The organism is Pseudomonas sp. S2_B07, assembly GCF_054668435.1.
In genome coordinates this window covers 3,860,369-3,885,820 of record NZ_CP162769.1, presented here as the reverse complement: position 1 = coordinate 3,885,820, position 25,452 = coordinate 3,860,369, and the positions used below count along the sequence as shown (strand labels likewise).

The following is a 25,452-nucleotide window of genomic DNA, read 5'->3' as shown; positions in this document are numbered from 1 at the left end:
TCTGCCGTCCGCTGGCAGCTTATCGCTGATTACCTGACCGCATTTGAGTTGCCATTGCCGAGTGTTGCCCGGGCTTGCAAGCGCCTGAACAACGGCTCAAGTGCCGGCGCGATGAAGCGAGCCCCGACCTCGGACAGGTGATTGTCGTCGGTGTACAGCGAATGACCGTCGAGTTCGGCGCGGCAAAGACCTTCGTCATTACACAGCAGCGGTGCCGGATCGACCACGGTCACGCCCGGATTGGTGGCCGCTATTTGCGCGAACAACTGGCTGATGAAAGCCTGACGCTTGAAGTGCTCGGTCACCGGCAACCCAACGTCATCGGTTGGACGATGCAACATCGCCAGGCGGCTGAGGCGGTAAGGCGGACTGAACTGTTGCAGCGGCGCCTCCTTGACCAGCCAGACGCGATGCCCGCCATTGCGCAGTTGCCGGACGGTTGCCTGCAACCCTTCGGCCAGGCGTTGCTCGGCGATCGCCCGGTCATAACGGCCGCTGGAATCGCGCAGCACAAACCCGAGGTCGCCTTTCACATCGCCATAGAGGTACAGGCTCCAGCGTGCGACCAGCACGACATCGCCCACCGATTGTGGCTTCAAGGCCCGCTCGACCCGACGGTTGAAGCGGGCACACTGTGGCTCGTGTTCCAGCCCTTCAACCGGAATGCAGCCAGGGGAACTGGCGAGTATCACGCTGACCCCGTGTTTTTGCGCGCCGTCGTCGAATACCGGAATCAACGCCGTGGCATGACTGTCGCCCCAGACCAGCGCTTTTGATGCGGTCGGCGTGGACGTCCCGTAATGACAAAACAGCTTTTCGTCAGGGGTTTGGTCGTTGGCCAGGCAGCGCATCAGTTCCGGGCGCCATTCTTTCCCTTTGGCGTATTGCAGGGCCTGGTCGGGCAGGCGCACGGGCAAACCATCGGTCCAGCGCAACGTCTGTCCGGCCAGCCCCAGCACCAGCACACCACACGCCGCCGCGAGCAGAATCTGCCGACGCCCCGCCAACAATCGCCGCTCGCGCAACGGCGTTTCGACGAACCGCCACGACAGATAACCCAACACCAGACTGAGCAGAATCAACCCCGAAATATCGAACGGGCCTGGCTCATCGACACTGGCATAGCTGGCAAAGACAAATACCGGCCAGTGCCACAGGTACCAGGAATAGGAAATCAGCCCGAGCCCGACCAACACACGGCTGGCGAGCAAGGCACCGACCAGCGTTTGCCGATGACCGTTGGCCCAGATCAACGCCACCACACCCAGCGTCGGCAGCAACGCGGCTGCGCCTGGGAACGGTGTGCTTTTGTCATAGCAGAACACGGCCAGCAGAATCAGAGCGGAGCCGGCCAGGCTCACCACTTGCGCGCCCGTAGAGGTCAGACGCCAACCGGTTCTTGGCGCAACCGCCAACATGGCACCGGCCAACAACTCCCAGGCGCGCATCGGCAGCAGGAAAAAGGCTTTCTCGGGATGATGTGCCACGGCCCAGACGCTGAGCCCGAACGACACCAGCAACACGCCGAACAGCGCCAGTCGCCAATGCTTGAGGCGACTCGACAGCACCGTCAGCAGCAGCGGGAAGACAATATAGAACTGCTCTTCAACCGCCAGCGACCACGTGTGCAACAACGGCTTGAGGTCGGAAGCGACATCAAAATAACCGTCCTGACGCATAAACAGGAGGTTGGAAACGAACATCACCTGGTAACGCACCGAGCGGCCAAGCTCTTCGTAATCCTTGGGCGCCATCAGAAACCAGCCCACCGCCAGCACCGCGAGAATCATCACGAACAGCGCCGGCAGGATCCGCCGCGCACGACGTGCCCAGAAATCCACAAAGCTGAAGCGCCCGGCCTGGCGCTGATTCCAGATGATCGAGGTGATGAGATAGCCGGAAATCACAAAGAATATGTCGACACCGACGAAGCCGCCGGTGAAGCCAGGAACACCAAAATGGAACAGCACCACCGCAATCACCGCGATTGCGCGCAAGCCGTCGATGTCCCTTCGGTAAGCAAGTGTGCTCATAAACAGGAATGCCAGTCAGTTGAAGTTGTTTGGGTCGCAGGCCCAATTCGCTTCTGTACTGACAAATCGCAGTCGCAAACCTCCCTTTTTTTTGCAAAAAAAATGGCGCCCCGAAGGACGCCATTTTTTAGCGGTTAAAAAAACCGTTTTACTTACGCTTCATCGACAAGAAGAACTCGTCGTTGGTCTTGGTCGTTTTCAGCTTGTCGACCAGGAACTCGATGGCAGCGATTTCGTCCATCGGGTGCAGCAGCTTGCGCAGGATCCACATGCGCTGCAACTCGTCGTCGGCCGTCAGCAACTCTTCGCGGCGGGTGCCGGAACGGTTGATGTTGATAGCCGGGAAGACGCGTTTTTCAGCGATACGACGGTCCAGAGGCAGTTCCATGTTGCCGGTGCCTTTGAATTCTTCGTAGATCACTTCGTCCATCTTCGAGCCGGTTTCAACCAGCGCGGTGGCGATGATGGTCAGCGAACCGCCTTCTTCGATGTTCCGCGCGGCGCCGAAGAAACGTTTCGGTTTCTCCAGGGCGTGGGCATCGACACCACCGGTGAGCACTTTGCCGGAGCTCGGGATCACGGTGTTGTAGGCGCGAGCCAGACGGGTGATGGAGTCGAGCAGGATCACCACGTCTTTCTTGTGTTCGACCAGGCGCTTGGCCTTCTCGATCACCATTTCGGCAACCTGCACGTGGCGGGTTGGCGGCTCATCGAACGTCGAGGCAACCACTTCGCCGCGCACGGTGCGCTGCATTTCGGTTACTTCTTCCGGACGTTCGTCGATCAGCAGCACGATCAGGTGAACTTCAGGATTGTTACGGGCGATGTTCGCTGCGATGTTCTGCAGCATGATGGTTTTACCGGCTTTCGGCGGTGCAACGATCAGACCGCGCTGGCCTTTGCCGATCGGGGCGCACAGGTCGATGACACGACCGGTCAGGTCTTCGGTGGAACCGTTGCCGGCTTCCATCTTCATGCGCACAGTCGGGAACAGCGGGGTCAGGTTCTCGAAGAGAATCTTGTTTTTCGCGTTCTCGGGACGATCGTAGTTGATCGTGTCGACCTTGAGCAGCGCGAAATAACGCTCGCCTTCCTTTGGAGGGCGGATCTTGCCAACGATGGTGTCACCGGTGCGCAAGTTGAAACGGCGGATCTGGCTCGGCGAGACGTAGATATCGTCCGGGCCGGCGAGATAGGAAGCGTCAGCGGAGCGCAGGAAGCCGAAGCCGTCCTGGAGAATCTCCAGCACGCCATCACCGGAGATTTCCTCGCCGCTTTTAGCGTGCTTTTTGAGCAGGGAGAAAATCACGTCCTGCTTGCGCGAACGGGCCATATTTTCTATGCCCATCTGTTCGGCCAATTCGAGCAGTTCGGTAATCGGCTTTTGCTTGAGTTCAGTCAGATTCATATAGGAATGACGTAATCATTTATGGAGGGGGGAAATTAAGCTTTTGGCTTAATGAGGCCGCGCCGCAGAGAAGGCGACAGGATCGCGTACTTATTCGAAAAGGAGTGCGTCGGCGACGGCTAGCAGGGGGCAATGGAGAAACCAGTGCGGGGCCGAATGTACCACCTGAGTTTCGGAGCGTCTAGCCCTGAATAACGAAAAGGCCCCGCAATGTGCGGGGCCTTTTTGATGACGCTTTGATCAACGCTTAGATGTTGGCGTCGAGGAAGGCAGCCAGTTGCGACTTGGACAGTGCGCCGACCTTGGTCGCTTCAACGTTGCCGTTCTTGAACAGCATCAGCGTCGGGATACCACGCACGCCATGCTTGGCCGGGGTTTCCTGGTTTTCGTCGATGTTCAGCTTGGCAACGGTCAGCTTGCCTTTGTAGGTTTCAGCAATCTCGTCCAGAACAGGAGCGATCATTTTGCATGGGCCGCACCATTCAGCCCAGTAGTCGACCAGTACAGCGCCTTCGGCCTTGAGTACGTCGGCCTCGAAGCTAGCGTCGCTAACGTGTTTGATAAGATCGCTGCTCATGGAAGTCTCCAGGTTGTAAGCAAAAAAACGTGGCCCATCATAGCCGCCCTTCCCTCGTTCAGGAAGGTGCAGATGATTGAGTCTCGCTATGGTGGTCCATGAGTTTGGGTATAGCTCAAGTCATGAGGTGGCGGGAGCGACGAAGGCAATACCTGTACGCAGCGCCGCGTTTCGTACATGTTCGTGCATCGCCTTCTGCGCAGCGCCAGAGGCCCGTCGAGTCAGCGCGCGGAGAATTTTGCGATGCTCTTGCCAGGTTTCCATGGCCCGCTCAGCCCGGATGAACGGTAGCTTCTGACTCTCCAGAAAGATCTCGGCGCTGGCGGTCAGGATGCTCAGCATCGCCTGATTGCCGCTGGCCAGCAGGATGCGCCGGTGAAACTCGAAATCCAGCCGCGCCGCCGCCTCGAAGTCGCCGGCCTTCAATTCCCGGCGCATGGCTGCGACATTGTCTTCCAGCGCATCGAGCTCTTGTGTGCTCAAGGTAATGGCCGCCAAACCGGCGGCAAACCCCTCAAGGGCATAACGCAACTGGAAGATATCCAGTGGTGAGGCCTGGGCAGCGAACGGCCAGCTCACCGCCGCCTCGTCACCCGACAGGTCCACCGGCGCCTGCACGAACACACCTTTGCCTGGCTGGATACTGATCACGCCCAGCGCACTCAGCGACGACAACGCCTCACGCAATGACGCGCGACTGACCCCCAACTGCACCGCCAGGTCCCGTTGCGAGGGCAAGGCATCGCCTGGCCCGAAGCCTTGCTCGGTGATCAGTTTGCGGATGGCCTGCAGGGCCACTTCAGGAACGGCGCGGGAGATCGAATTCATGGTTTTTCAAACAAGCCAGGCCAATGAGTGCTCAGTTGTAAAGCTAATCGCGACGCCCGGCAAGTCGTGCCCCATGGGGGTTCGGCCGTTTCCGGCGGTGCGCTATCGGGGTGCGAAACACAAGTTGACTGTTCAGACCAGTAAGACCGATCGACGCCAGTAAACCCGCGGCCTGCGCCCCCTGAAACCGACTCTTGGCATGGCCCGTGCTCTGTCGATCCGCAGCATTCACTTTTCGCCGATCCGGAGATTTGCCATGACCCAGCGTTACAGCGCCCTCCTTGCCGCCCTGTTTGCCAGCCTGATGCTGAGCCAGGCGCCCGCCCACGCCGACGGTCTGGAGGATGTGGTCAAACGCGGCATTCTCAAAGTCGCCGTGCCACAGGACTTCCCGCCATTCGGCTCGGTCGGCCCGGACATGAAACCGCGCGGCCTGGACATCGATACCGCAAAACTGCTGGCCGATGAGCTCAAGGTCAAACTCGAACTGACCCCGGTCAACAGCACTAACCGTATCCCGTTCCTGACCACCGGCAAGGTGGACCTGGTGATCTCCAGCCTCGGCAAGAACCCCGAGCGCGAGAAAGTCATCGACTTCTCCAGCGCCTACGCGCCGTTCTACCTCGCCGTGTTCGGTCCGCCAGACGCTGATATCAAAAGCCTGGACGACCTCAAGGGTAAAACCGTCAGCGTCACCCGTGGCGCCATCGAAGACATCGAACTGACCAAGGTGGCCCCCGAAGGCGTGACCATCAAGCGCTTCGAAGACAACAACTCGACCATCGCCGCCTACCTCGCCGGCCAGGTTGACCTGATCGCCAGCGGCAACGTGGTGATGGTGGCGATCAGCGAGAAAAGCCCGAAACGTGTGCCCGCATTGAAAGTGAAGCTCAAGGATTCGCCGGTCTACGTGGGTGTGAACAAGAACGAGCCGGCGCTGTTGGGCAAGGTCAACCAGATCCTCGCCACCGCCAGGACGGATGGCGCACTGGAGAAAAACTCCCGGACCTGGCTGAAAGAACCGTTGCCGGCCGATCTCTGATTTTCGCCAAGGAGACTGAGCATGGCTTATCAGTTCGACTTTCTGCCGGTGGTGCAAAACACCGACCTGTTGCTGCGCGGTGCGCTGTTCACCCTTGAGTTGACGGCCATTGGCGCTGTGCTCGGCGTCAGTCTGGGCATCGTCGGCGCGCTGGTACGGGCGTGGAATATTCGCCCGTTCTCGACGATTTTCGGGGTTTACGTCGAGCTGATCCGCAACACCCCGTTTCTGGTGCAGTTGTTTTTCATCTTTTTCGGATTGCCCTCCCTGGGTGTGCAGATTTCTGAATGGCAGGCCGCCGTGCTGGCGATGGTGATCAACCTGGGCGCCTATTCCACCGAGATCATCCGTGCCGGCATCCAGGCGATTCCCCGTGGGCAGCTTGAAGCCGCAGCCGCCTTGGCGATGAACCGCTTCGAAGCGTTCCGCCACGTCGTCTTGCTGCCAGCCCTGGGCAAAGTCTGGCCGGCGCTGAGCAGCCAGATCATCATCGTCATGCTGGGTTCGGCCGTCTGCTCGCAGATCGCGACAGAAGAGTTGAGTTTCGCCGCCAACTTCATTCAATCGCGCAACTTCCGCGCCTTTGAAACCTATGCCCTGACCACCCTGCTCTACCTGTGCATGGCGCTCGTGATCCGCCAGTTACTGAACTGGATCGGGCGCCGCTACATCGCCAGGAGCAGCCAATGAGTGATTTCACCTTTTGGGACGTCGTGCGCAACTTGCTCACGGGCCTGCAATGGACCCTGGCGCTGTCGCTGGTGGCATTTATCGGCGGCGGCTTGATCGGTTTGCTGATCATGGTCATGCGCATTTCGAAAAAAGCCCTGCCGCGTAACATCGCCCGCACGTACATCGAGTTGTTCCAGGGCACGCCGCTGTTGATGCAGCTGTTCCTGGTGTTCTTCGGCGTCGCCTTGGCCGGTGTGGACATTTCGCCATGGATGGCGGCGGCGCTGGCCCTGACGCTGTTCACCAGCGCCTATCTGGCGGAAATCTGGCGCGGTTGCGTCGACTCGATCCCCAACGGCCAGTGGGAAGCATCATCAAGCCTGGCGCTCAATCCGTTGGAGCAACTGCGTTACGTGATCCTGCCGCAAGCGCTGCGGATCGCCGTGGCGCCGACCGTGGGGTTTTCGGTGCAAGTGGTCAAGGGCACCGCCGTGACCTCCATCATCGGTTTCACCGAACTGACCAAGACCGGCGGCATGCTCGCCAACGCCACCTTCGAACCCTTCATGGTGTATGGCCTGGTTGCCCTCGGCTACTTCCTGCTCTGCTACCCCTTGTCCCTCAGCGCGCGCTACCTGGAAAGGAGACTGCATGCCTCTGCTTAGAATTTCCGCCCTGCATAAATATTATGGCGATCACCATGTGCTCAAAGGCATCGACCTGAGCGTCGAGGAAGGCCAGGTGGTGGCGATCATCGGCCGCAGCGGCTCGGGCAAATCCACATTGTTGCGCACATTGAACGGCCTGGAGTCGATCAACGATGGCGTGATCGAAGTCGACGGCGAATACCTCGACGCCGCCCGCGCGGACTTGCGCAGCTTGCGGCAGAAAGTCGGCATGGTGTTCCAGCAATTCAACCTGTTCCCGCACCTGACCGTGGGCGAGAACGTCATGCTCGCGCCACAGGTGGTGCAGAAAGTACCGAAAGCCAAAGCAACCGAGCTGGCGCGGCAGATGCTGGAACGTGTCGGGCTGGGCGAAAAGTTTGACGCCTTCCCTGACCGGCTGTCCGGCGGGCAGCAACAGCGGGTGGCCATTGCACGGGCGCTGGCGATGTCGCCCAAGGTGTTGCTGTGCGATGAAATTACCTCGGCACTGGACCCTGAACTGGTCAATGAAGTGCTGAGCGTGGTTCGGCAACTGGCCAGGGATGGGATGACGCTGATCATGGTCACCCACGAAATGCGCTTTGCCCGGGAGGTAGGGGACAAGTTGGTGTTCATGCATCAGGGCAAGGTGCATGAGGTGGGGGATCCGAAAGTGCTGTTTGCCAATCCGCAGACGGCGGAGCTGGCGAATTTCATAGGGACGGTGGAAGCGGCAGGCTGAAGAATATTCAGGGCCTTCGAGGCCACCTTCGCGGGCAAGCCCGCTCCCACAGGGTTCTCTGTTGGAACGCGATCATGTGCTCGACGCAAAAACCTGTGGGAGCGGGCTCGCCCGCGAAGAGGCCATCTGCAACGCCACGAATGCCCCCGCGATAAAAGATCGCAGCCTTCGGCAGCTCCTACGCGTTGGCGCCAGCCTTTGATCGTGGCACGATGTCGAGGTTATCGACCGAGACCCCCTGACCATGCCGCAATCCCAAGCCAAGAATCTGTCCCTGATCGCCGCAATCGACCTGGGCTCCAACAGCTTTCACATGGTCGTGGCCAAGGCCCAGAACGGCGAAATCCGTATTCTCGAGCGTCTCGGGGAGAAGGTTCAGCTGGCCGCCGGCATCGACGAAGAGCGCCATCTCAACGAAGAATCCATGCAACGCGGGCTCGACTGCCTCAAGCGCTTTGCCCAACTGATCAACGGCATGCCCACGGGCGCCGTGCGGATCGTCGGCACCAACGCCCTGCGCGAGGCCCGTAACCGCGCCGAATTTATCCGCCGCGCCGAAGACATCCTCGGCCATCCGGTGGAAGTCATCTCCGGCCGTGAAGAAGCGCGCCTGATTTACCTCGGCGTGTCCCACACCCTCGCCGACACCCCGGGCAAACGCCTGGTGGCCGACATCGGCGGCGGCAGTACCGAGTTCATCATTGGCCAGCGCTTCGAGCCGCTGTTGCGCGAAAGCCTGCAAATGGGCTGCGTCAGCTACACCCAGCGCTATTTCAAGGACGGCAAGATCACCCCGGCCCGTTACGCCCAGGCGTACACCGCGGCACGGCTGGAGATCATGAGCATCGAGCACGCCCTGCACCGCCTGACCTGGGATGAAGCCATCGGCTCCTCGGGCACCATCCGCGCCATCGGCCTGGCGCTGAAGGCCGGCGGCCACGGCACGGGCGAGGTGAATGCTGAGGGCCTGGCCTGGCTCAAACGCAAACTGATCAAGCTCGGCGACGTCGAGAAAATCGACTTTGACGGTATCAAGCCCGACCGCCGGGCGATTTTCCCGGCGGGTTTGGCAATCCTCGAGGCAATTTTCGACGCCCTCGAACTTCAGCGCATGGACCACTGCGAAGGCGCCCTGCGTGAAGGCGTGCTCTATGATCTACTGGGCCGTCATCACCACGAAGACGTCCGTGAGCGCACGCTCAGCTCGCTGATGGAGCGTTATCACGTCGACCTGGAACAAGCGGCGCGGGTCGAGCGCAAGGCCCTACACGCCTTCGATCAAGTGGCCAAGGATTGGGACCTGGATGACGGTGTCTGGCGCGAACTGCTGGGCTGGGCCGCCAAGGTCCACGAAGTGGGCCTGGACATTGCTCACTATCAGTACCACAAGCATGGCGCCTACCTGATCGAGCACTCGGACCTCGCCGGGTTCTCCCGCGAGGACCAGCAAATGCTCGCACTGCTGGTGCGCGGCCACCGACGCAACATTCCCAAGGACAAATTCGCCGAGTTCGGTGATGACGGCATCAAGCTGATTCGCCTGTGCGTGCTGCTGCGCTTTGCGATCCTGTTCCATCACATCCGCGGCACCCAGCAAATGCCTCAAGTGGAACTGCACGCCAATGGCAACAGCCTGGAGGTGGTGTTCCCGGACCAATGGCTGGACGAAAACCAACTGACCCAGGCCGACTTCGCCATCGAAGCGGAATGGCTCACCCGCGTCGACATTGTCCTGAACGCCCGCTGAAAACCCGCTAAACGTAAAAAGGGCGATCCAATGGATCGCCCTTTTTTGTGCCCGCGATTCAGCGAGCGACACACCTCCCCTGTGGGTTAGCGCACCGTCAGGATCGGGCTGCCCAAACGCTCCAACAAGGTTGCCTGCGCACTGCGCGGGTTCTGGTTGCCGGTTGGCGTGTTACGGATGTAACGACCGTCAGACTGCAGGCTCCAGCTGTGCGTGTTGTCGGTGAGGTACAGCTCCAGCTCTTTCTTGACCCGCACAATCAGCTTGCGACCTTCCACCGGGAAGCAGGTCTCGACGCGCTTGTCGAGGTTGCGCTCCATCCAGTCGGCACTGGAGAGGAACATCTGCTCGTCGCCGCCATTGAGGAAGTAGAAGACCCGGGTGTGCTCCAGAAAACGGCCGATGATCGAGCGCACGTGGATGTTGTGCGAAACCCCGGCGATGCCCGGACGCAAGCAGCACATGCCGCGTACGACGAGGTCGATGCGCACGCCCGACTGGCTGGCCTTGTACAGCGCGCGGATGATCTTCGGATCGGTCAGCGAGTTGAACTTGGCGATGATGTGCGCCGGTTTGCCGTCGAGGGCGAACTGAGTCTCCCGGGCAATCATGTCGAGCATGCCCTTCTTCAGCGTGAACGGCGCATGCAGCAGCTTCTTCATGCGCAGGGTTTTGCCCATGCCGATCAGCTGGCTGAACAGTTTGCCGACGTCTTCGCACAAGGCGTCGTCGGAGGTCAGCAGGCTGTAGTCGGTGTAGAGGCGCGCGTTGCCGGCGTGATAGTTGCCTGTGCCCAAGTGCGCGTAACGGACGATTTCCCCCGCCTCGCGACGCAGGATCAGCATCATCTTGGCGTGGGTCTTGAAACCGACCACCCCGTAGATCACCACCGCACCGGCCGCTTGCAGACGGCTGGCCAGTTGCAGGTTCGACTCTTCGTCAAAGCGTGCGCGCAATTCGATCACCGCCGTGACCTCTTTGCCGTTACGCGCGGCATCCACCAGCGCATCGACGATTTCCGAGTTGGCGCCCGAACGGTACAGGGTCTGGCGCACGGCCAGAACGTGCGGGTCCTTGGCGGCCTGACGCAGCAGGTCGACCACCGGGGTAAACGATTCGAACGGGTGCAACAGCAGGATGTCCTGCTTGCTGATCACGCTGAAGATGTTCTCGCTGTTTTGCAGCAGTTTCGGGATCTGTGGCGTGAATGGCAGGTATTGCAGCTCGCGCTGGCTGTCCAGGCCGGTGATGCTGAACAGACGCGTCAGGTTCACCGGACCGTTGACCTGATACAGCTCGGACTCGCTCAGGTTGAATTGCTTGAGCAGGTAGTCCGACAGGTGTTTCGGGCAGGTATCCGCCACTTCCAGACGCACCGCGTCACCGTAGCGACGCGAGAACAACTCACCGCGCAGTGCGCGGGCCAGGTCTTCCACATCCTCGGAATCCAGCGCCAGGTCGGCGTTTCGGGTCAGACGGAACTGATAGCAGCCCTTGACCTTCATGCCCTGGAACAAGTCATCAGCGTGAGCGTGGATCATCGACGACAGGAACACATAGTTGTCGCCGGCGCCGCCGACCTCTTCCGGCACCTTGATCACTCGCGGCAGCAGGCGCGGTGCCGGGATGATCGCCAGACCGGAATCGCGACCGAAGGCGTCGATGCCTTCGAGTTCGACGATGAAGTTCAGGCTCTTGTTCACCAGCAACGGGAACGGGTGCGTCGGGTCGAGGCCGATCGGGGTGATGATCGGCGCGATCTCGTCGCGAAAATAACGGCGGACCCAGGTCTTGAGCTTGGTAGTCCAATAACGACGACGGATGAAGCGGACCTGATGTTTCTCCAGTTCCGGCAACAGAATGTCGTTGAGGATCGCGTACTGGCGGTCAACGTGACCGTGCACCAGCTCGCTGATGCGGGCCAGGGCCTGATGCGGTTGCAGGCCATCGGCGCCGGCTTGTTCACGGGCGAAGGTGATCTGCTTCTTCAGGCCGGCCACACGAATTTCGAAGAACTCGTCCAGGTTGCTGGAGAAGATCAGCAGAAATTTCAGCCGTTCCAGCAAAGGATAGGACTCATCCAGCGCCTGTTCCAGCACGCGGATGTTGAATTGCAGTTGCGAGAGCTCGCGGTGGATGTACAGGCTGCTGTCATCCAGACCGGGAATGGCAATCGCCGGCGCCGCGGCTGCGACAGCGGTTTCGGCCACCACCGCAGGCGGAGCAGGCTCCAGCTCCGGCGGGGTTTCGGCGATTTGCTCGACCAGGGGTTGAGCCTCTTTTACGGCAACTTCAGTGAGTCCTTCGGTATTCATGGAATGTTCCTGGGAGGGCTATTTCTGCTCTCGTAACAGTTGAGCGGCACGGACGGCGAAGTAAGTCAGGATGCCATCGGCGCCTGCACGTTTAAAAGCGGTCAGGGATTCGAGAATCACTCCTTCGCTCAACCAGCCATTCTGGATCGCCGCCATGTGCATGGCGTATTCGCCGCTGACTTGATAAACAAACGTCGGCACTTTGAATTCTTCTTTGACCCGGTAAAGGATGTCCAGGTACGGCATGCCTGGCTTGACCATGACCATGTCCGCGCCTTCTGACAAGTCCGCCGCCACTTCGTGCAGGGCTTCGTTGCTGTTGGCCGGGTCCATCTGATAGCTGGCCTTGTTGGCCTTGCCCAGGTTCAGCGCCGAACCGACCGCATCGCGGAACGGGCCATAGTAGGCGCTGGCGTATTTTGCCGAATAGGCCATGATCCGCACGTTGACGTGATCCGCCAGCTCCAGGGCTTCGCGGATCGCCTGGATGCGGCCGTCCATCATGTCCGAGGGGGCCACCACTTGGGCGCCGGCTTCGGCGTGGGACAGGGCCTGCCGGACCAGTGCATCGACGGTAATGTCGTTCTGCACGTAGCCTTCTTCGTCGATGATGCCGTCCTGACCGTGGGTGGTAAACGGGTCCAGGGCAACGTCGGTGATCACCCCCAGTTCCGGGAACTGTGCGCGTAAGGCGCGCGTGGCGCGTTGGGCGATACCGTTCGGGTTCCAGGCTTCGGCGGCATCCAGTGTCTTGAGCTCCGGTGGCGTGACCGGGAACAGCGCCAGCGCCGGAATCCCCAGCTCGACCCATTTGGCCGCTTCTTCCAGCAACAGGTCGATGGTCAGGCGTTCGACGCCCGGCATCGAGGCCACCGCTTCGCGACGGTTTTCACCGTCCAGGACGAACACCGGAAGGATCAGGTCGTCGACGGTCAGAACATTTTCACGGACCAGTCGACGCGAAAAATCATCACGGCGGTTGCGGCGCAGGCGGGTTGCGGGGAACAGACGGTTGGCGGGGGTAAAGCTCACGACAGACTCCTGAGCCCGCGCTTACGGGCGAGCGTGACAGTTATAAGCGGCCATTATGACGAACGTATTACAGTTATGTGCACCCCTGTGACTAGGGGGCGTTCTCAATTAGTTCCCCCCCCCGCGTTGTCGCCTTAAAGCGGGCCAGGCAAGACGCAGGCCGCTGGGAATGGTTGTTCCCTTTCCAAGGCCTGCAACGCAGCCTGGCCCGCTTTAAGGCACAACCCGAAGGGCCGGGGCTGCTGTTGTGCAGGGCTGCGTTGCTCGAAGCTTATTTGGAATGACCCAACCGCGCTTCTCGCGCCTTGACCTGCACAGCAGCAGACCCGGCGCGGTGGGGAAACTGATTGAGAACGCCCCCTATAGTCGCATTCCATTGTCGTTGTAGGAAATGTTCACGTCGAGACACATTTGGACACTTTCATGAATGTGCACGAAGGGTTAGGCTGCGCGTTCATTTCGCCAGCACCCAGACAATGCTCCAACAATTTCTGCATGACTTCGGCTACTTTGCCCTGTTTCTCGGCACGTTCTTCGAAGGCGAAACCATTCTTGTGCTCGCCGGCTTCCTCGCGTTCCGCGGATACATGGACATTAACCTGGTGGTAGTCGTGGCGTTCTTCGGCAGTTATGCCGGTGATCAGCTGTGGTACTTCCTGGGGCGCAAGCACGGGCGCAAACTGCTGGCCCGCAAGCCGCGCTGGCAGATGATGGGCGATCGGGCGCTGGAACATATCCGCAAACACCCGGACATCTGGGTGCTGAGCTTCCGCTTTGTCTACGGTTTACGCACGGTGATGCCGGTGGCCATCGGCCTGTCAGGCTATCCACCGGGACGTTATCTGCTGCTCAACGGCATTGGCGCGGCGGTCTGGGCGGCAGCCCTGGCGGCAGCGGCTTACCACTTTGGCGCCGTACTGGAAGGCATGCTCGGCAGCGTCAAGAAGTACGAACTGTGGGTGCTCGGCGCCTTGCTGGTACTGGGCCTGGGCCTGTGGCTGCGTCGGCGCTTCAAGAATGCCCGTCTGGCGAAAAAGATCTACGCCGACGAGCAAGCCCTGAAAGCCGCACGGGCTCACGCCGAAGTGCCTAAGACGCCAAACGAGTGAAGCGGTTTCTGCAGCAGTAGAGACCGATAACGCTCAGCAGACTGTAGCTGAGCAGGCCGATCCAGCCCACTGCGCTGGCCGGCCACAGCCCTGCCAACGGCGCCAGCCACACCAACGGCACGTTCGATACCAACCTCAGCAGCTCCAGCTTCAACGCCCACGGGCGATTTTCCAGGGCCACGCCCAACGTAAACAATCCCAGCGCCACCGCGCTCCAGCCGAGCACCAACGCGGCGGTTGGCAGGCTGCGCTCCAGATTCATCAAGTAGCTGCCCAGCGCGATGTAAGTGCAGAACTGTAACGCCACATACAGTTGCTGACGCCCGTCCAGCGGCACCTCGAATTTGCGGAACAGGTTCAAGTCGGGCTTGTTCATCGGGTACCTGGCCGCCACATCCGCCGGACGCCAACCGGTGCGCATGAACCAGATCCGCAGCTTGTCCCATGTGCGCTCGGCTCGCCGCGCGTCATTCCACAACTGCACATAGAACTGCACGTTGGCCCACAGCGGATTCCAGCTTGCCAACGGCGTAGTCACCCCGAAAATCACCGGTTCGTTATCGTCCTCTTCCTGGAACGAGCCAAACAGACGGTCCCAAATAATGAACACCCCGCCGTAGTTGCGATCCATGTAGAGAGCGTTCTGCGCATGGTGAGCCCGATGATTGGACGGCGACACGAAGAACCATTCGAACCAGCCGAGCTTGGGAATGTGCCTGGTATGGACCCAGAACTGATACAGCAGATTCAGCGCTGCGACGCTGACGAAGACCAGCAGCGGCACGCCGAGCACGGCCATCGGCAGGTAGAAAATCCAGCCCAGCAGGAAGCCGGTACTGGTCTGGCGCAAGGCCGTGGACAGGTTGTACTCCTCGCTCTGGTGATGCACCGAGTGCGCGGCCCAGAGGATATTGCGTTCGTGGCCCATGCGGTGCAGCCAGTAATAGCAGAAGTCGTAGAGAAAAAAGGCCAGCACCCAGACCCAGACGCTGTCGGCCGAGAGTTCGAACAGCGCCACATGCTCAAGGGCAAACCCGTAGGTCAGCAGCCCGACCCCCTTGGTCAACAAGCCCGTGGTGGTCGACAGCACACCGGTGCTCATGCTGTTGATCGCATCGGCCACGCGATAATGGCTGACTCCGCGCCAACGATCGGCCAGCAGTTCGACAGCGATCAGCACAATGAAAAACGGCACCGCATACAGAATGAAGTCCATGACGCGCCCTGATCGGAATCTTGAGGACAGATGCTAGGTGTAGCCGCCCATTTACCCTATGGCAACGAGCGACAAATTAGTGGACATTTAACGCCATGAATCTGGAGAACAACCCATGAGCAAAAAAATTGCAGTGATCCTTTCCGGCTGTGGCGTGTACGACGGCGCCGAGATCCACGAAAGCGTGATTACCCTGCTGAGACTGGACCAGCGTGGCGCACAGGTGCAGTGCTTTGCGCCGAACATCGCGCAATTGCATGTGATCAATCACCTGACCGGTGAGGAAATGCCCGAGTCGCGCAACGTATTGGTGGAATCGGCGCGGATCGCCCGGGGCAATATCAAGGACATTCGCGACGCCGACGTCGACGATTTTGATGCGTTGATCGTGCCCGGCGGATTTGGCTCGGCCAAGAACCTGTCGAACTTTGCGATTGAAGGCGCCGGTTGCACGGTGCAGCCGGATGTCCTGGCGCTGACCGAAGCCTTCGCTGAGGCGGGCAAACCGGTCGGGTTGATGTGCATATCGCCCGCGCTGGCGGCGAAGATCTACGGCCCGGGGGTGAACTGCACCATCGGCAACGACGCCGAGACCGCGGCAGCCATGAACAAAATGGGCGCGACGCATACTGACTGCGCCGTAACTGAAATCGTCGAGGACAGGGCGCGAAAACTGGTGAGTACCCCAGCGTACATGCTGGCGCAAACCATCAGCGAAGCGGCGTCCGGTATCAACAAAATGGTCGACCGCGTCCTCGAACTGACCCACGAAAACGACGCCTGACCTCAATCCACTGTGGGAGCGAGCAGGCTCGCTCCCACAGGGGTCGACGCAAGGCTCAGGGCTTACGGGTCAGCCGGGTGAGTATCCGGTCCAGTGCATTGGCGAACGCCTGCTTCTCGCGCTCGCCAAACGGTGCCGGGCCACCGCCCATCTGCCCTTGTTCACGCAGATCGGTGAACAGGTTGCGCACCGCCAGCCGATCGCCCATGTTCTGCGCATCGAACTCCTTGCCTCGCGGGTCGAGTGCGGCCACGCCCTTCTTCACCAGGCGATCCGCCAATGGCACGTCGCTGCAAATCACCAGCTCACCCGGCACCGCATGCTCCACCAGGTAATCATCGGCGGCGTCCGGGCCACTCGGCACCACGATCAATTTCACCAGCGCCAGCCCCGGCTTGATCTGCGGCTGCCCCGCCACCAGCACCACTTCGTACTGGCGCTTGAGGGCGAATTTCACCACCAGATCCTTGGCCGCCCGAGGGCAGGCGTCAGCGTCGATCCAGACTCGCATCATGTTTTCCTCTTCAAAAAAAATCGCGGGCAAGCCACGCTCCCACAGGTTATACGCAATCCTGTGGGAGCGTGGTTTGCCCGCGATGATGAGCGCAGCGAATGCTGTTAAGAGGCGGCCACCCGCTGCTTCTCCGCCATCCGACTACGGCTATACAACACAACAATCGCAATGATCGCCACCGCCTGAGCACTCAGCGAATACGCATCCGCATGAATGCCCAGCCAGTCAAAATCAAAGAACGGCACCGGCCGCGTGCCGAAGATCCCCGCTTCCTGCAGCGCCTTCACGCCGTGCCCGGCGAACACCACCGACAACGCGCAGAGCAGGCCGGCGTTGATGCTGAAGAACAACGCCAGCGGCAACTTCGCCGAACCGCGCAGAATCACCCACGCCAGCCCCACCAACAGCACCAGCGCCGTCGCGCCGCCGGCCAACACCGCGTTGTGCCCCGCAGGCCCGGCCTGCAGCCATAGGGTTTCGTAGAACAGAATCACTTCGAACAACTCGCGATACACCGAGAAGAACGCCAGGATCGCGAAGCCGAAACGCCCGCCACCACCCACCAGGCTGCTCTTGATGTAATCCTGCCACGCCGCCGCATGGCGACGGTCATGCATCCACACGCCGAGCCAGAGCACCATGACCGAGGCAAACAGCGCCGTCGCGCCTTCCAGCAATTCGCGTTGCGAGCCGCTGACATCGATCACGTACGCCGCCAGCGCCCAGGTTCCCAGGCCGGCCAACAACGCCAGGCCCCAGCCGACGTTAACGCTGCGCACGGCCGATTGCTGGCCGGTGTTGCGCAGGAAGGCCAGAATCGCCGCCAGCACCAGAATCGCTTCCAGGCCTTCACGCAGCAAAATCAGCAACCCGGAGATGTAACTCAAGGTCCAGCTCAGGCCATCGCTGCCCAGCAAGTCGGCGGACTGCTTCAGCTTGGCCTTGGCCGTGTCCAGACGCTGCTGGGCCTGAGCCACCGGCAAACCATCCTGCAACGACTGACGGTACGCCATCAGCGATTTTTCAGTGTCTTTGCGCACGTTGGCGTCGACGTTGTCGAGGGAGCTTTCGACCAGCTCGAACCCTTCCAGATACGCCGCCACCGACAGGTCATAGGCCTGATCGTGATCGCCTGCACGGTAGGCGGCGATGCTTTTGTCCAAGGTGGCCGCCGTGTAATCCAGCAACTGCCCCGGGCCGCGCTTGACCTGCGGCGGTTGCGCCCGTTGCGCGCGGAAGGTCGCGGCCGCTTGCGGACCTTCAGCGGCCTGCACTTCGGCTGGCGTCTGACGAGCCAGGTCGGCGATGTTGTAGGTTTTCTCGGATTTTGCCGCGGCCGGATCGGCGCTGAAGCTGGCGATGTAGGTCGCCAGGTCCCAGCGCTGACGATCATCGAGCTGGTCAGCGAAGGACGGCATGTCGGTGCCTTCAACGCCCATGCCCAGCGTGTTGTAGATCGCATAGAGGCTCAGACGGTCCAGTCGCGCGGCATCGCGCAGATTGGCCGGCGGTGGCGTCATACCGACACCTGCCGGGCCGTCACCAGCGCCCGCATCGCCATGGCACACCGAGCATTGCTGGGCATACAGCGGCGCGCCGCGGGTCGGATCCGGCGTGATGACCGGGGCCTGGCTGACCTCATAAGTCACCGCCAGTTTTGCCCCCAACTGCCGCGCCTGATGGGCGACGTCCGCGCCATCTTTGCGAGCGGAGATCGCAGCGCCAAGACTGCTGACGCCCTGCTCCAGTTCTGCGCGTTCAGGTTTGGCCGGCAAATCGGCGATCAAACCTTGCAACACCTTTAGGAATTCCTGCTGTTCGCGGTATTCAGACTCATCGATGACTTTGCCCGCCTCGACCGTCGCCGGGTAATCAGCGCCAATGTAATCGAGCAAATGCAGGGCCTTCGGCGCACCTTCCGTGGTTTCGGCCTGCGCATTGAAGCTGCAAAACGCGATCACCGACAGCACGAGCCACGCCGGAAAACGAGAGGAGGCAATCATGAATAAATCTCAAATGGAAATACGAAGTAACACATTGTTCACTCTCAATGAGTTTCACTCAAGCTTTGTCTGCAAGAAGAGATCAGAGGGCGCGGAACAAAGTGCCATCATTCGCCTCTATAGTTTGCCGCCTCTTGGCGGCTTATCTTCAAGGAAGACACACAGCAAATGGCTACCCGCCTGCGCTTCTTGTTTTTGCTCGGTGCATGCTTGCTACTGAGCGGTTGCCCCACCCTGCGGGACTACAACGCGGAGTTGAGCGAGACCCTCGACTATTTCAAAGCCGGCCAGGTCGACTCCGCCGTTGCTGTCCTGGACCGAAACAATCCCATTGCCCCGGGCGACTTGCTCTATAACTTCGAGAAGGGCGAACTGCTGCGGCTCACTGGCGATATGACCGGTAGCTACGCCAGCTGGGATTACGCCGACCGGCTGATTGAGGGGTGGGAAAACTCGCCGCGATTCGGCGCCTTCAAAGCCTTCACCGAGTTCAACAGTTACGGCGCCAATGACAAAGTGCGTTTGTACGATGGCTACGATTTCGAGAAGGTCGCCCTGACCACGCAAATGGCCTTGACGTGCCTGTCCAGTGCCGAAGTCGACCTCGCTCGGGTGATGATCAAGAAAACCCACGAGCGCGAGGCAACCATTGCCGAAAAGCGCGACGTGCAATACCTGGCACTGGAGAACCAGGCCCAGGAGCAAGGCGTACCCCTGAAATACCAGAACCTTCAGGGCTACCCGGTGGCGACCCTCGATGCGCCTGAAGTGACTGCCCTGAAAAACAGCTACCAAAGTGCGTTCAGTCATTACCTGGCAGGTTTCGTCTATGAAACGCTTGACGAAAAAGACCTCGCCGCGCCGGGGTATCGCAAAGCCCTTGAGTTGCGCCCCAACACACCGCTGCTTGAGCAGGCGCTGCGCAATCTCGACAAGTCGCCGCTCAAGGCCGGCGAAAGCGATGTCTTGCTGATCGTGCAAACCGGCCTTGCACCCGCGCGCAACTCGGTGCGTGTGCCGATTTCGGTGGATGTCGAAGGCGAAACCTACATCACCAACATGTCGTTCCCGATCCTTGTCCCCGATGCGTCTACGCCACCGGTGGACTTCGTCATGGTGGACGGCAAAAAACATAAGCTGACCTTGCTCAACAGCTATGGCGACATGTCACGGCGAACGTTGCGCGACGACATGCCTGGCATCATCCAGCGCACGCTCCATCGCGCCCGGTCCAATGTCGAGTACCTGGCCTATTTGAAAAAAAACAAACCCGAAAAGCTTGAGGAAACCCTCGTGCAGCAAACTCAACGTGAAGATGCCGACACACGAGGCTGGCGCACGCTACCGGACAAGACGCTGATCGCTCGCCTGCGACTCAAGAAAGGCGAGCATCAACTGACCCTGCCCAATGCCCCGGAACAACTACCGGTCAGGTTCAGGATCGACCAGACACATCAAGCCTTCAGCCTGCGCGCAGTGAGCAACCGGATTTTCGCCGCTGATGTTGCTCTGGAGCTCAACCCCCCTTCCGCACCGCAGGCTGTCACCCGCCGCGCTCAACCCTGAACGGAGATCTTCATGGGATTGAAATGCATCGCCGTTGTCGCGCTGGCCCTGTTGGCCGGTTGCACCACCCCACCGCCGCCGGAACCGGGCAGTGCCGCCAGCAAAGTCCTGGCCACGGGACCGATCGAGGACCTGGCTATCGGCCCCATGCGCATGGCCCGGGAAAACGGTTTCCTCACCGTCAGCACGCAGCTGAGTAACGCCGACACCCGTAACAAAACGCTCTACTACCGCTATCTGTGGCTCGGCCCCGAAGGTTTTCCAGTGGCCGAAGCCGAGTCCTGGAAAAGCCTGACCCTGTATGCCGAGCAGACGAGCTTCCTGCCGGCGATCGCTCCCGTGCCAAAAGCCGTGGATTTCCGTCTGGAGATCAATACGCCGTGAACCGTCCACACGAGAACCTGCCCATGTTTGTACGCTTGTCGTCCCTCGCCCTTAGCGCCCTGCTGATTGGCGGCTGCGCGGTCAATCACTCGCCGGTACTGGGCAGCGGCAACATCAGTTACGGCGACCCGAAAGCCGTGGAGCTGGTGACCAACGAATTCGGTTCCACCGACCTGCAGATGATCGCTGAAAGCATGACCCGCTCGCTCGCCCAGTCCGGGGTCCTGAAAGGTCGTCCAGTCGTTCAGGTGTACGACGTACGAAACAAGACCAGCGAGTACATCGACACGCGCGACATCACCACGTCGATCAAGACCCAGCTGATGCGCTCCGGTACCGCCCGCTTTGCCAGCGACAACACCGACATGCAGAGCCAGGTCGATCAACTCAAACTGCAAAACCAGAGCGGCCTGTACAAGAAAAGCACGGTGGCCAAGACCGGCAACATGATCGCCGCCCGCTATCGACTGGAAGGCTCGATCAGCTCGATCGTCAAGCGCAGCAATGATTACAAGGACGTCTTCTACAAATTCAGCCTGCAGTTGATCGATGTCGAAAGCGGGCTGGCCGAGTGGATGGACGAGAAAGAAATCCGCAAGACCACGGAGCGCTGAACAATGCGTGCATGGATTGGCATCATGGCCCTGACCTGCGCCCTGGGCGTTCAGGCGGCCCCGAAAATCGCTGTCACCGACATCGCCTATGAGGCCAGCGTGGATCAATACGTCCACGTGATTTCGTCTAGGGATGATCATCAGCAGGATTATTACGGCGCCAGCGGCTCGTCCAGTTATGACGAGTACACGACGCAGAACAGCTATCTGGAACAGACCGAAATCCGTCGATTCAGCGGTGACATCAAGGGTCAGATGCTCAAGACCGGGATGTTCCAGCTGGTTCAGGGGACGCCCTATACCGCCAACGCCAAACGCGATGTGTATGACGTGATCCAACGCATCAAGGCCGGTGATTTCGAGGGAGCCGACTACGTGCTGTTCGGCACGCTGTCAGACATCGACTTCACCCAGGACATGAACGAACTGGCCAATACCGACAGCTATTCAGCGGTGCTGGCGCTGACCCTGGTGGCTGACTTCAGCCTGATCAACACCAAAACCTACGAGATCACCTCGGCCTTCACCGCAATGGGTGAGGCTCAGGACACCAAACTGGTGAATGACCGGGATATCCACGTCTCGCTGAACCGGCCGCGGGTGGTGCGCGAAGTATCCAGGTCGCTGGGTGAGGATGTGGCGCGGCAATTGAGCGAGCAGCTCGGTGATGGCAGTTATCAACCGCCGGGGCCACCCGAGCTACGCAATGACCTGCCGCCGGATACCGCGCCGGTCATTCTGCGCTGACACCCGAAATGAAAAAGGCGACCTCTAAAGGTCGCCTTTTTTGTGCCTGACAGCTTTTATACCGCGGCTTTACGCAGAGTCGCCATAAATGCCGCCGCGCCAATAAACAGCCCGGCAAACGTACGGTTCATGCGTTTTTGCTGCTGGGGCGTGCGCAACAGACGCAGCACCTTGGACGCCAACCCGGTGTAACCGGCCATGACAATCAGGTCGACGCAGATCATGGTCACGCCAATGATCAGGTACTGAGCCAGCAACGGAGCGTGCGGGTCAATGAACTGCGGCAACACCGCGAGCATGAACACCAGCGCCTTGGGGTTGCTGATGTTGACCAGGAAACCACGGAACACCAGCGCCATCGGCTTGCCGATCTGACGCACAGCCGCGTCATCGCTCATGTCGCTGGGCAACGCGCGCCATTGCTTGATGGCGAGGTACACCAGATACGCCACGCCGAACCATTTGATCGCATAGAAGGCGGACGCTGAAGCCGTGAGGATCGCGCCCACACCGGCGCCGACAATCGCGATCTGCACCGCCAGGCCCAATTGCAGGCCCAGGGCATTCCAGTAACCGCGCCAGAAACCGTATTGCAGACCGCTGGACATCGACGCAATGGCGCCGGCACCAGGCGACAGACTGATCACCCAGCAGGCAGCAAAAAACGCCAGCCATGTTTGAAGCTCCATTGCACACCTCGACTCAGACTCGTGACAGACGTCTAAGCTAATGCGGCTTTGGGCGGATGACTATCGATTTTTTGCAGGATGTTACGGCTGCCGACCAGCGTTTACAGCTTTAGGACCCCTTCGCGAGCAGACTCGCTCCTACATTGAATCCTCGGTGGACACCTATTTAGTGAACAGCCGAAAACCCTGTAGGAGCTCGCTCCGGGCGGCGTTCCGACGATGGCGATCTATCAGACTACAGCAGCCTTACTTCTCGAACCCGCTCGAGGGGAACACATCACTCCCCCGCCAGCGCCGAACCGATCGTTGGAAGAAGAGGCTGTTAGGCACCTGAACCATCGCACTGCCAGTCCCGAGTTCTTCCGCTTCGATCAACGTGGTGTACAGCAGATTGATCGCCACCACCCGGCCTTTGACGCCGGGCTTGTCAGTGGTGTCCACCAACTCGACCACATCGCCGAGGCGGAATGGGCCGACGGTGAAAATCAGGATCGCGCACAGCAGGTTGGAAAGCACACTCCACATGGCGAAGAACGCCACCGCCGCCACCGCGACGAAACCGGACAATGCGGTCCAGAGTACGGTGGCCGACACCCCGAGGCGCTCCAGCACGAAAATCAGCGCACTGCCCATGATCAGCCAGCGCAGACCGCCTCGCAGCGGCATCAGCAATTGCGGCGGAAACGGATAGCGCTCGCCCAGCCGGGTCAGGCCCTTGGCAACGAAACGCTGGGTGAAGTAGCCGGCCAGCAGAATCAGCAGGATCTGCACGACCAGCCAGAGGGGCTCGATCCACACCGCCGGCAATGGCAGCTTGAACGCCTCCATCAAGACAGTGCCTCCAGCTCCGCCTGCATGCTTTCCAGCAGCTCCAGCGCTTCCATCCAGGATTCTTCCAGCTCGGCTTCACGCACCTTCAGCTTGGCCTGTTCAGCCAGCAGATCGCGCAGATCATTCTTGCGCGCCGGCTCGTAAATATCGCTGTCGCCAAGGCTGGCATCGATCTTCGCCAGCTTCTCGTGCAGCTTGCCCAGCTCGGCTTCCAGCTTGTCAGCTTCACGCTTGTGCGGCGCCAGTTGCTGACGCAACGCAGCCGCAGCCTGGCGCTGGGCCTTCTTGTCGGTCTTGTCCGGATTGACCGGCGTGTTGTTGACCGGTGCATTGCGCTGGCGATAGTCGACCAGCCAACGGGCGTAGTCTTCCAGGTCGCCGTCGAACTCCTCGACCTTGCCGTCCGCCACCAGATAGAAATTATCGGTCGTGCTTTTGAGCAAATGACGATCGTGGGAAACCACCAGAACCGCGCCACTAAACTCCTGCAGCGCCATGGTCAACGCCAGGCGCATTTCCAGGTCCAGGTGGTTGGTCGGTTCGTCGAGCAGCAGCAGGTTCGGCCGATCCCAAGCGATCAACGCCAGGGCCAGACGGGCCTTTTCGCCGCCGGAGAAATTCAGCACCGGCTCATCGATGCGCGCACCACGGAAGTCAAAACCACCGAGGAAGTCGCGCAGGGTCTGTTCACGCTCGGTCGGGGCCAGACGCTGCAAGTGCAGTAAAGGGCTTGCCTTGGCGTCGAGAGAATCCAGTTGATGCTGGGCGAAGTAACCCACGACGGTGTTCTCGCCACGGGTCAGTCGGCCGGACAACGGTTCGAGTTCACCGGCGAGGTTTTTGATCAGGGTCGATTTACCGGCGCCGTTCGGGCCGAGCAAACCGATGCGCGCGCCAGGGGTCAGTTGCAGCTTGACCTTCTCCAGCACAGCTTTGTCGCCGTAACCCAAACGGGCATCGGACAGGTCGATCAGCGGGCTGGAGATTTTCTGCGATTCACGGAAAACGAAATCGAACGGCGAATCGACGTGGGCGGCGGAGAGTTCTTCCATCCGCTCCAGCGCCTTGATCCGGCTCTGGGCCTGGCGGGCCTTGGTGGCCTGGGCCTTGAAGCGGGCGATGTAGCTTTCCATGTGCGCACGTTGCGCCTGCTGCTTCTCGTAAGCCTGCTGCTGCTGGGCCAGACGTTCGGCGCGGGCGCGCTCGAAGGCGCTATAGCCACCGCGATACAGCGTGATCTTGCGTTGATCGACGTGAGCCACGTGATCGACCACGGCATCGAGAAAATCCCGGTCGTGGGAAATCAACAACAATGTGCCGGGGTAACTTTTCAGCCACTCTTCGAGCCAGATGATGGCGTCGAGGTCCAAGTGGTTGGTTGGTTCGTCGAGCAGCAGCAGGTCCGAAGGGCACATCAAAGCCTGCGCCAGATTCAGACGCATCCGCCAGCCACCGGAGAAATCTCCTACCGGGCGATCCATCTGCTCGTTGGTGAACCCAAGGCCGGCCAACAACTTTCTGGCCCGGGCGTCGGCGGTGTAACCGTCGGCGCTGTCGAGTTCCGAGTGCAGGCGGGCCTGAGCGGCACCGTCATGGGCTGCTTCGGCTGCGGCGAGGTCGCGTTGCACCTCACGCAGGCGCAGGTCGCCATCGAGCACGTAGTCGACCGCCAGGCGTTCGAGCGTCTCGATTTCCTGACGCATGTGGGCGATGCGCCAGTCGGCCGGCAGGAAGCAGTCACCCGAGTCCGGGTGCAGTTCGCCCCGGATCAAGGCGAACAGGCTCGATTTGCCGGCGCCGTTGGCACCGATGAGGCCGGCTTTGTGGCCGGCGTGCAGGGTCAGCTCAGCGTCTTCTAGCAGACGTTGAGGGCCACGCTGTAAAGTCAGGTTCTGAAGTCGAATCATAATGGCGGCGGAGTCTACCAGCTTCGCTCGCAACTGGCGCGAGTA

Annotated in this window: 23 protein-coding genes; 11 read left to right on the top strand and 12 right to left on the bottom strand. The window is 60.4% G+C overall.

What is annotated here, in order from left to right:
* Nucleotides 1-29 precede the first annotated feature (29 nt).
* From AB4N43_RS17840 to AB4N43_RS17825, 4 genes are all read right to left on the bottom strand, one after another.
* Nucleotides 30-2,033 carry an acyltransferase family protein gene (locus tag AB4N43_RS17840; RefSeq protein WP_460151772.1) on the bottom strand — a complete coding sequence of 668 codons (2,004 nt, stop codon included), beginning with the start codon at nt 2,031-2,033 and terminating at the stop codon, nt 30-32.
* A gap of 148 nt (nt 2,034-2,181) precedes the next feature.
* Nucleotides 2,182-3,441, bottom strand: a complete 1,260-nt coding sequence (gene rho / locus AB4N43_RS17835; protein ID WP_007942421.1) for a transcription termination factor Rho — start codon at nt 3,439-3,441, stop codon at nt 2,182-2,184.
* A gap of 247 nt (nt 3,442-3,688) precedes the next feature.
* The gene (trxA, locus tag AB4N43_RS17830; RefSeq protein ID WP_003206727.1) at nt 3,689-4,018 is read right to left on the bottom strand and encodes a thioredoxin TrxA; all 330 of its coding nucleotides are present in this window, start codon (nt 4,016-4,018) and stop codon (nt 3,689-3,691) included.
* A gap of 120 nt (nt 4,019-4,138) precedes the next feature.
* Nucleotides 4,139-4,846 carry a FadR/GntR family transcriptional regulator gene (locus tag AB4N43_RS17825; RefSeq protein WP_027926444.1) on the bottom strand — a complete coding sequence of 236 codons (708 nt, stop codon included), beginning with the start codon at nt 4,844-4,846 and terminating at the stop codon, nt 4,139-4,141.
* 256 nt (nt 4,847-5,102) lie between these two features.
* Between AB4N43_RS17825 and AB4N43_RS17820 the strand changes: the two genes are divergently transcribed.
* From AB4N43_RS17820 to ppx, 5 genes are all read left to right on the top strand, one after another.
* Nucleotides 5,103-5,888, top strand: coding sequence for a transporter substrate-binding domain-containing protein (locus AB4N43_RS17820; protein ID WP_027926443.1), 786 nt, complete (start codon nt 5,103-5,105; stop codon nt 5,886-5,888).
* A 21-nt stretch (nt 5,889-5,909) separates the two neighbouring features.
* Nucleotides 5,910-6,578, top strand: a complete 669-nt coding sequence (locus tag AB4N43_RS17815; protein WP_027926442.1) for an amino acid ABC transporter permease — start codon at nt 5,910-5,912, stop codon at nt 6,576-6,578.
* The gene (locus AB4N43_RS17810; protein WP_027926441.1) at nt 6,575-7,225 is read left to right on the top strand and encodes an amino acid ABC transporter permease; all 651 of its coding nucleotides are present in this window, start codon (nt 6,575-6,577) and stop codon (nt 7,223-7,225) included. Before AB4N43_RS17815 ends, AB4N43_RS17810 begins: the two co-directional genes overlap by 4 nt.
* Entirely contained in the window at nt 7,212-7,949 is a 738-nt protein-coding gene (locus AB4N43_RS17805; RefSeq protein ID WP_027926440.1) for an amino acid ABC transporter ATP-binding protein, read from the top strand. Before AB4N43_RS17810 ends, AB4N43_RS17805 begins: the two co-directional genes overlap by 14 nt.
* A 244-nt stretch (nt 7,950-8,193) precedes the next feature.
* Complete coding sequence (gene ppx / locus AB4N43_RS17800; protein WP_027926439.1) at nt 8,194-9,696, top strand: exopolyphosphatase; 1,503 nt, start codon at nt 8,194-8,196, stop codon at nt 9,694-9,696.
* An 86-nt stretch (nt 9,697-9,782) separates the two neighbouring features.
* Here the strand turns inward: ppx and ppk1 are convergent, their stop codons facing one another.
* Both ppk1 and hemB read right to left on the bottom strand, forming a co-directional pair.
* On the bottom strand, nt 9,783-12,011 hold the full coding sequence (gene ppk1 / locus AB4N43_RS17795) for a polyphosphate kinase 1 (protein WP_059181977.1): 2,229 nt from the start codon (nt 12,009-12,011) through the stop codon (nt 9,783-9,785).
* 18 nt (nt 12,012-12,029) lie between these two features.
* Nucleotides 12,030-13,043, bottom strand: a complete 1,014-nt coding sequence (gene hemB, locus AB4N43_RS17790; RefSeq protein ID WP_027926437.1) for a porphobilinogen synthase — start codon at nt 13,041-13,043, stop codon at nt 12,030-12,032.
* 476 nt (nt 13,044-13,519) lie between these two features.
* Between hemB and AB4N43_RS17785 the strand changes: the two genes are divergently transcribed.
* On the top strand, nt 13,520-14,152 hold the full coding sequence (locus AB4N43_RS17785; protein ID WP_027926436.1) for a DedA family protein: 633 nt from the start codon (nt 13,520-13,522) through the stop codon (nt 14,150-14,152).
* Here the strand turns inward: AB4N43_RS17785 and AB4N43_RS17780 are convergent.
* Nucleotides 14,133-15,368, bottom strand: coding sequence for a sterol desaturase family protein (locus AB4N43_RS17780; protein ID WP_027926435.1), 1,236 nt, complete (start codon nt 15,366-15,368; stop codon nt 14,133-14,135). The genes AB4N43_RS17785 and AB4N43_RS17780 overlap by 20 nt on opposite strands.
* A gap of 115 nt (nt 15,369-15,483) precedes the next feature.
* Between AB4N43_RS17780 and elbB the strand changes: the two genes are divergently transcribed.
* Nucleotides 15,484-16,152, top strand: coding sequence for an isoprenoid biosynthesis glyoxalase ElbB (gene elbB, locus AB4N43_RS17775; protein ID WP_027926434.1), 669 nt, complete (start codon nt 15,484-15,486; stop codon nt 16,150-16,152).
* 55 nt (nt 16,153-16,207) lie between these two features.
* On the opposite strand, the gene AB4N43_RS17770 is transcribed toward elbB, so the two are convergent.
* Both AB4N43_RS17770 and AB4N43_RS17765 read right to left on the bottom strand, forming a co-directional pair.
* Nucleotides 16,208-16,663, bottom strand: a complete 456-nt coding sequence (locus tag AB4N43_RS17770; protein WP_027926433.1) for a YaiI/YqxD family protein — start codon at nt 16,661-16,663, stop codon at nt 16,208-16,210.
* Nucleotides 16,664-16,770: 107 nt separating this feature from the next.
* Nucleotides 16,771-18,669, bottom strand: coding sequence for an FTR1 family protein (locus tag AB4N43_RS17765; RefSeq protein ID WP_027926432.1), 1,899 nt, complete (start codon nt 18,667-18,669; stop codon nt 16,771-16,773).
* Between the two features lie 168 nt (nt 18,670-18,837).
* On the opposite strand from AB4N43_RS17765, the gene AB4N43_RS17760 reads away from it, so the two are divergent.
* The 4 genes from AB4N43_RS17760 to AB4N43_RS17745 are packed head-to-tail and all read left to right on the top strand — an operon-like array spanning nt 18,838 to nt 21,980.
* On the top strand, nt 18,838-20,235 hold the full coding sequence (locus AB4N43_RS17760) for a COG3014 family protein (protein WP_194940471.1): 1,398 nt from the start codon (nt 18,838-18,840) through the stop codon (nt 20,233-20,235).
* Between the two features lie 12 nt (nt 20,236-20,247).
* Nucleotides 20,248-20,619: a YcfL family protein gene (locus tag AB4N43_RS17755; RefSeq protein WP_460151771.1), complete on the top strand. Its 372-nt coding sequence runs from the start codon at nt 20,248-20,250 to the stop codon at nt 20,617-20,619.
* A 23-nt stretch (nt 20,620-20,642) separates the two neighbouring features.
* On the top strand, nt 20,643-21,233 hold the full coding sequence (gene lpoB, locus AB4N43_RS17750; RefSeq protein ID WP_027926429.1) for a penicillin-binding protein activator LpoB: 591 nt from the start codon (nt 20,643-20,645) through the stop codon (nt 21,231-21,233).
* 3 nt (nt 21,234-21,236) lie between these two features.
* Nucleotides 21,237-21,980: a hypothetical protein gene (locus AB4N43_RS17745; protein ID WP_027926428.1), complete on the top strand. Its 744-nt coding sequence runs from the start codon at nt 21,237-21,239 to the stop codon at nt 21,978-21,980.
* A 56-nt stretch (nt 21,981-22,036) separates the two neighbouring features.
* Here AB4N43_RS17745 and rhtB read toward each other — a convergent pair whose 3' ends face one another.
* From rhtB to AB4N43_RS17730, 3 genes are all read right to left on the bottom strand, one after another.
* Nucleotides 22,037-22,669 carry a homoserine/homoserine lactone efflux protein gene (rhtB, locus tag AB4N43_RS17740; RefSeq protein ID WP_027926427.1) on the bottom strand — a complete coding sequence of 211 codons (633 nt, stop codon included), beginning with the start codon at nt 22,667-22,669 and terminating at the stop codon, nt 22,037-22,039.
* A 246-nt stretch (nt 22,670-22,915) separates the two neighbouring features.
* Entirely contained in the window at nt 22,916-23,497 is a 582-nt protein-coding gene (locus AB4N43_RS17735; RefSeq protein WP_027926426.1) for a mechanosensitive ion channel family protein, read from the bottom strand.
* Nucleotides 23,497-25,407, bottom strand: a complete 1,911-nt coding sequence (locus tag AB4N43_RS17730; RefSeq protein WP_027926425.1) for an ATP-binding cassette domain-containing protein — start codon at nt 25,405-25,407, stop codon at nt 23,497-23,499. Before AB4N43_RS17730 ends, AB4N43_RS17735 begins: the two co-directional genes overlap by 1 nt.
* Between the last annotated feature and the right edge of the window lie 45 nt (nt 25,408-25,452).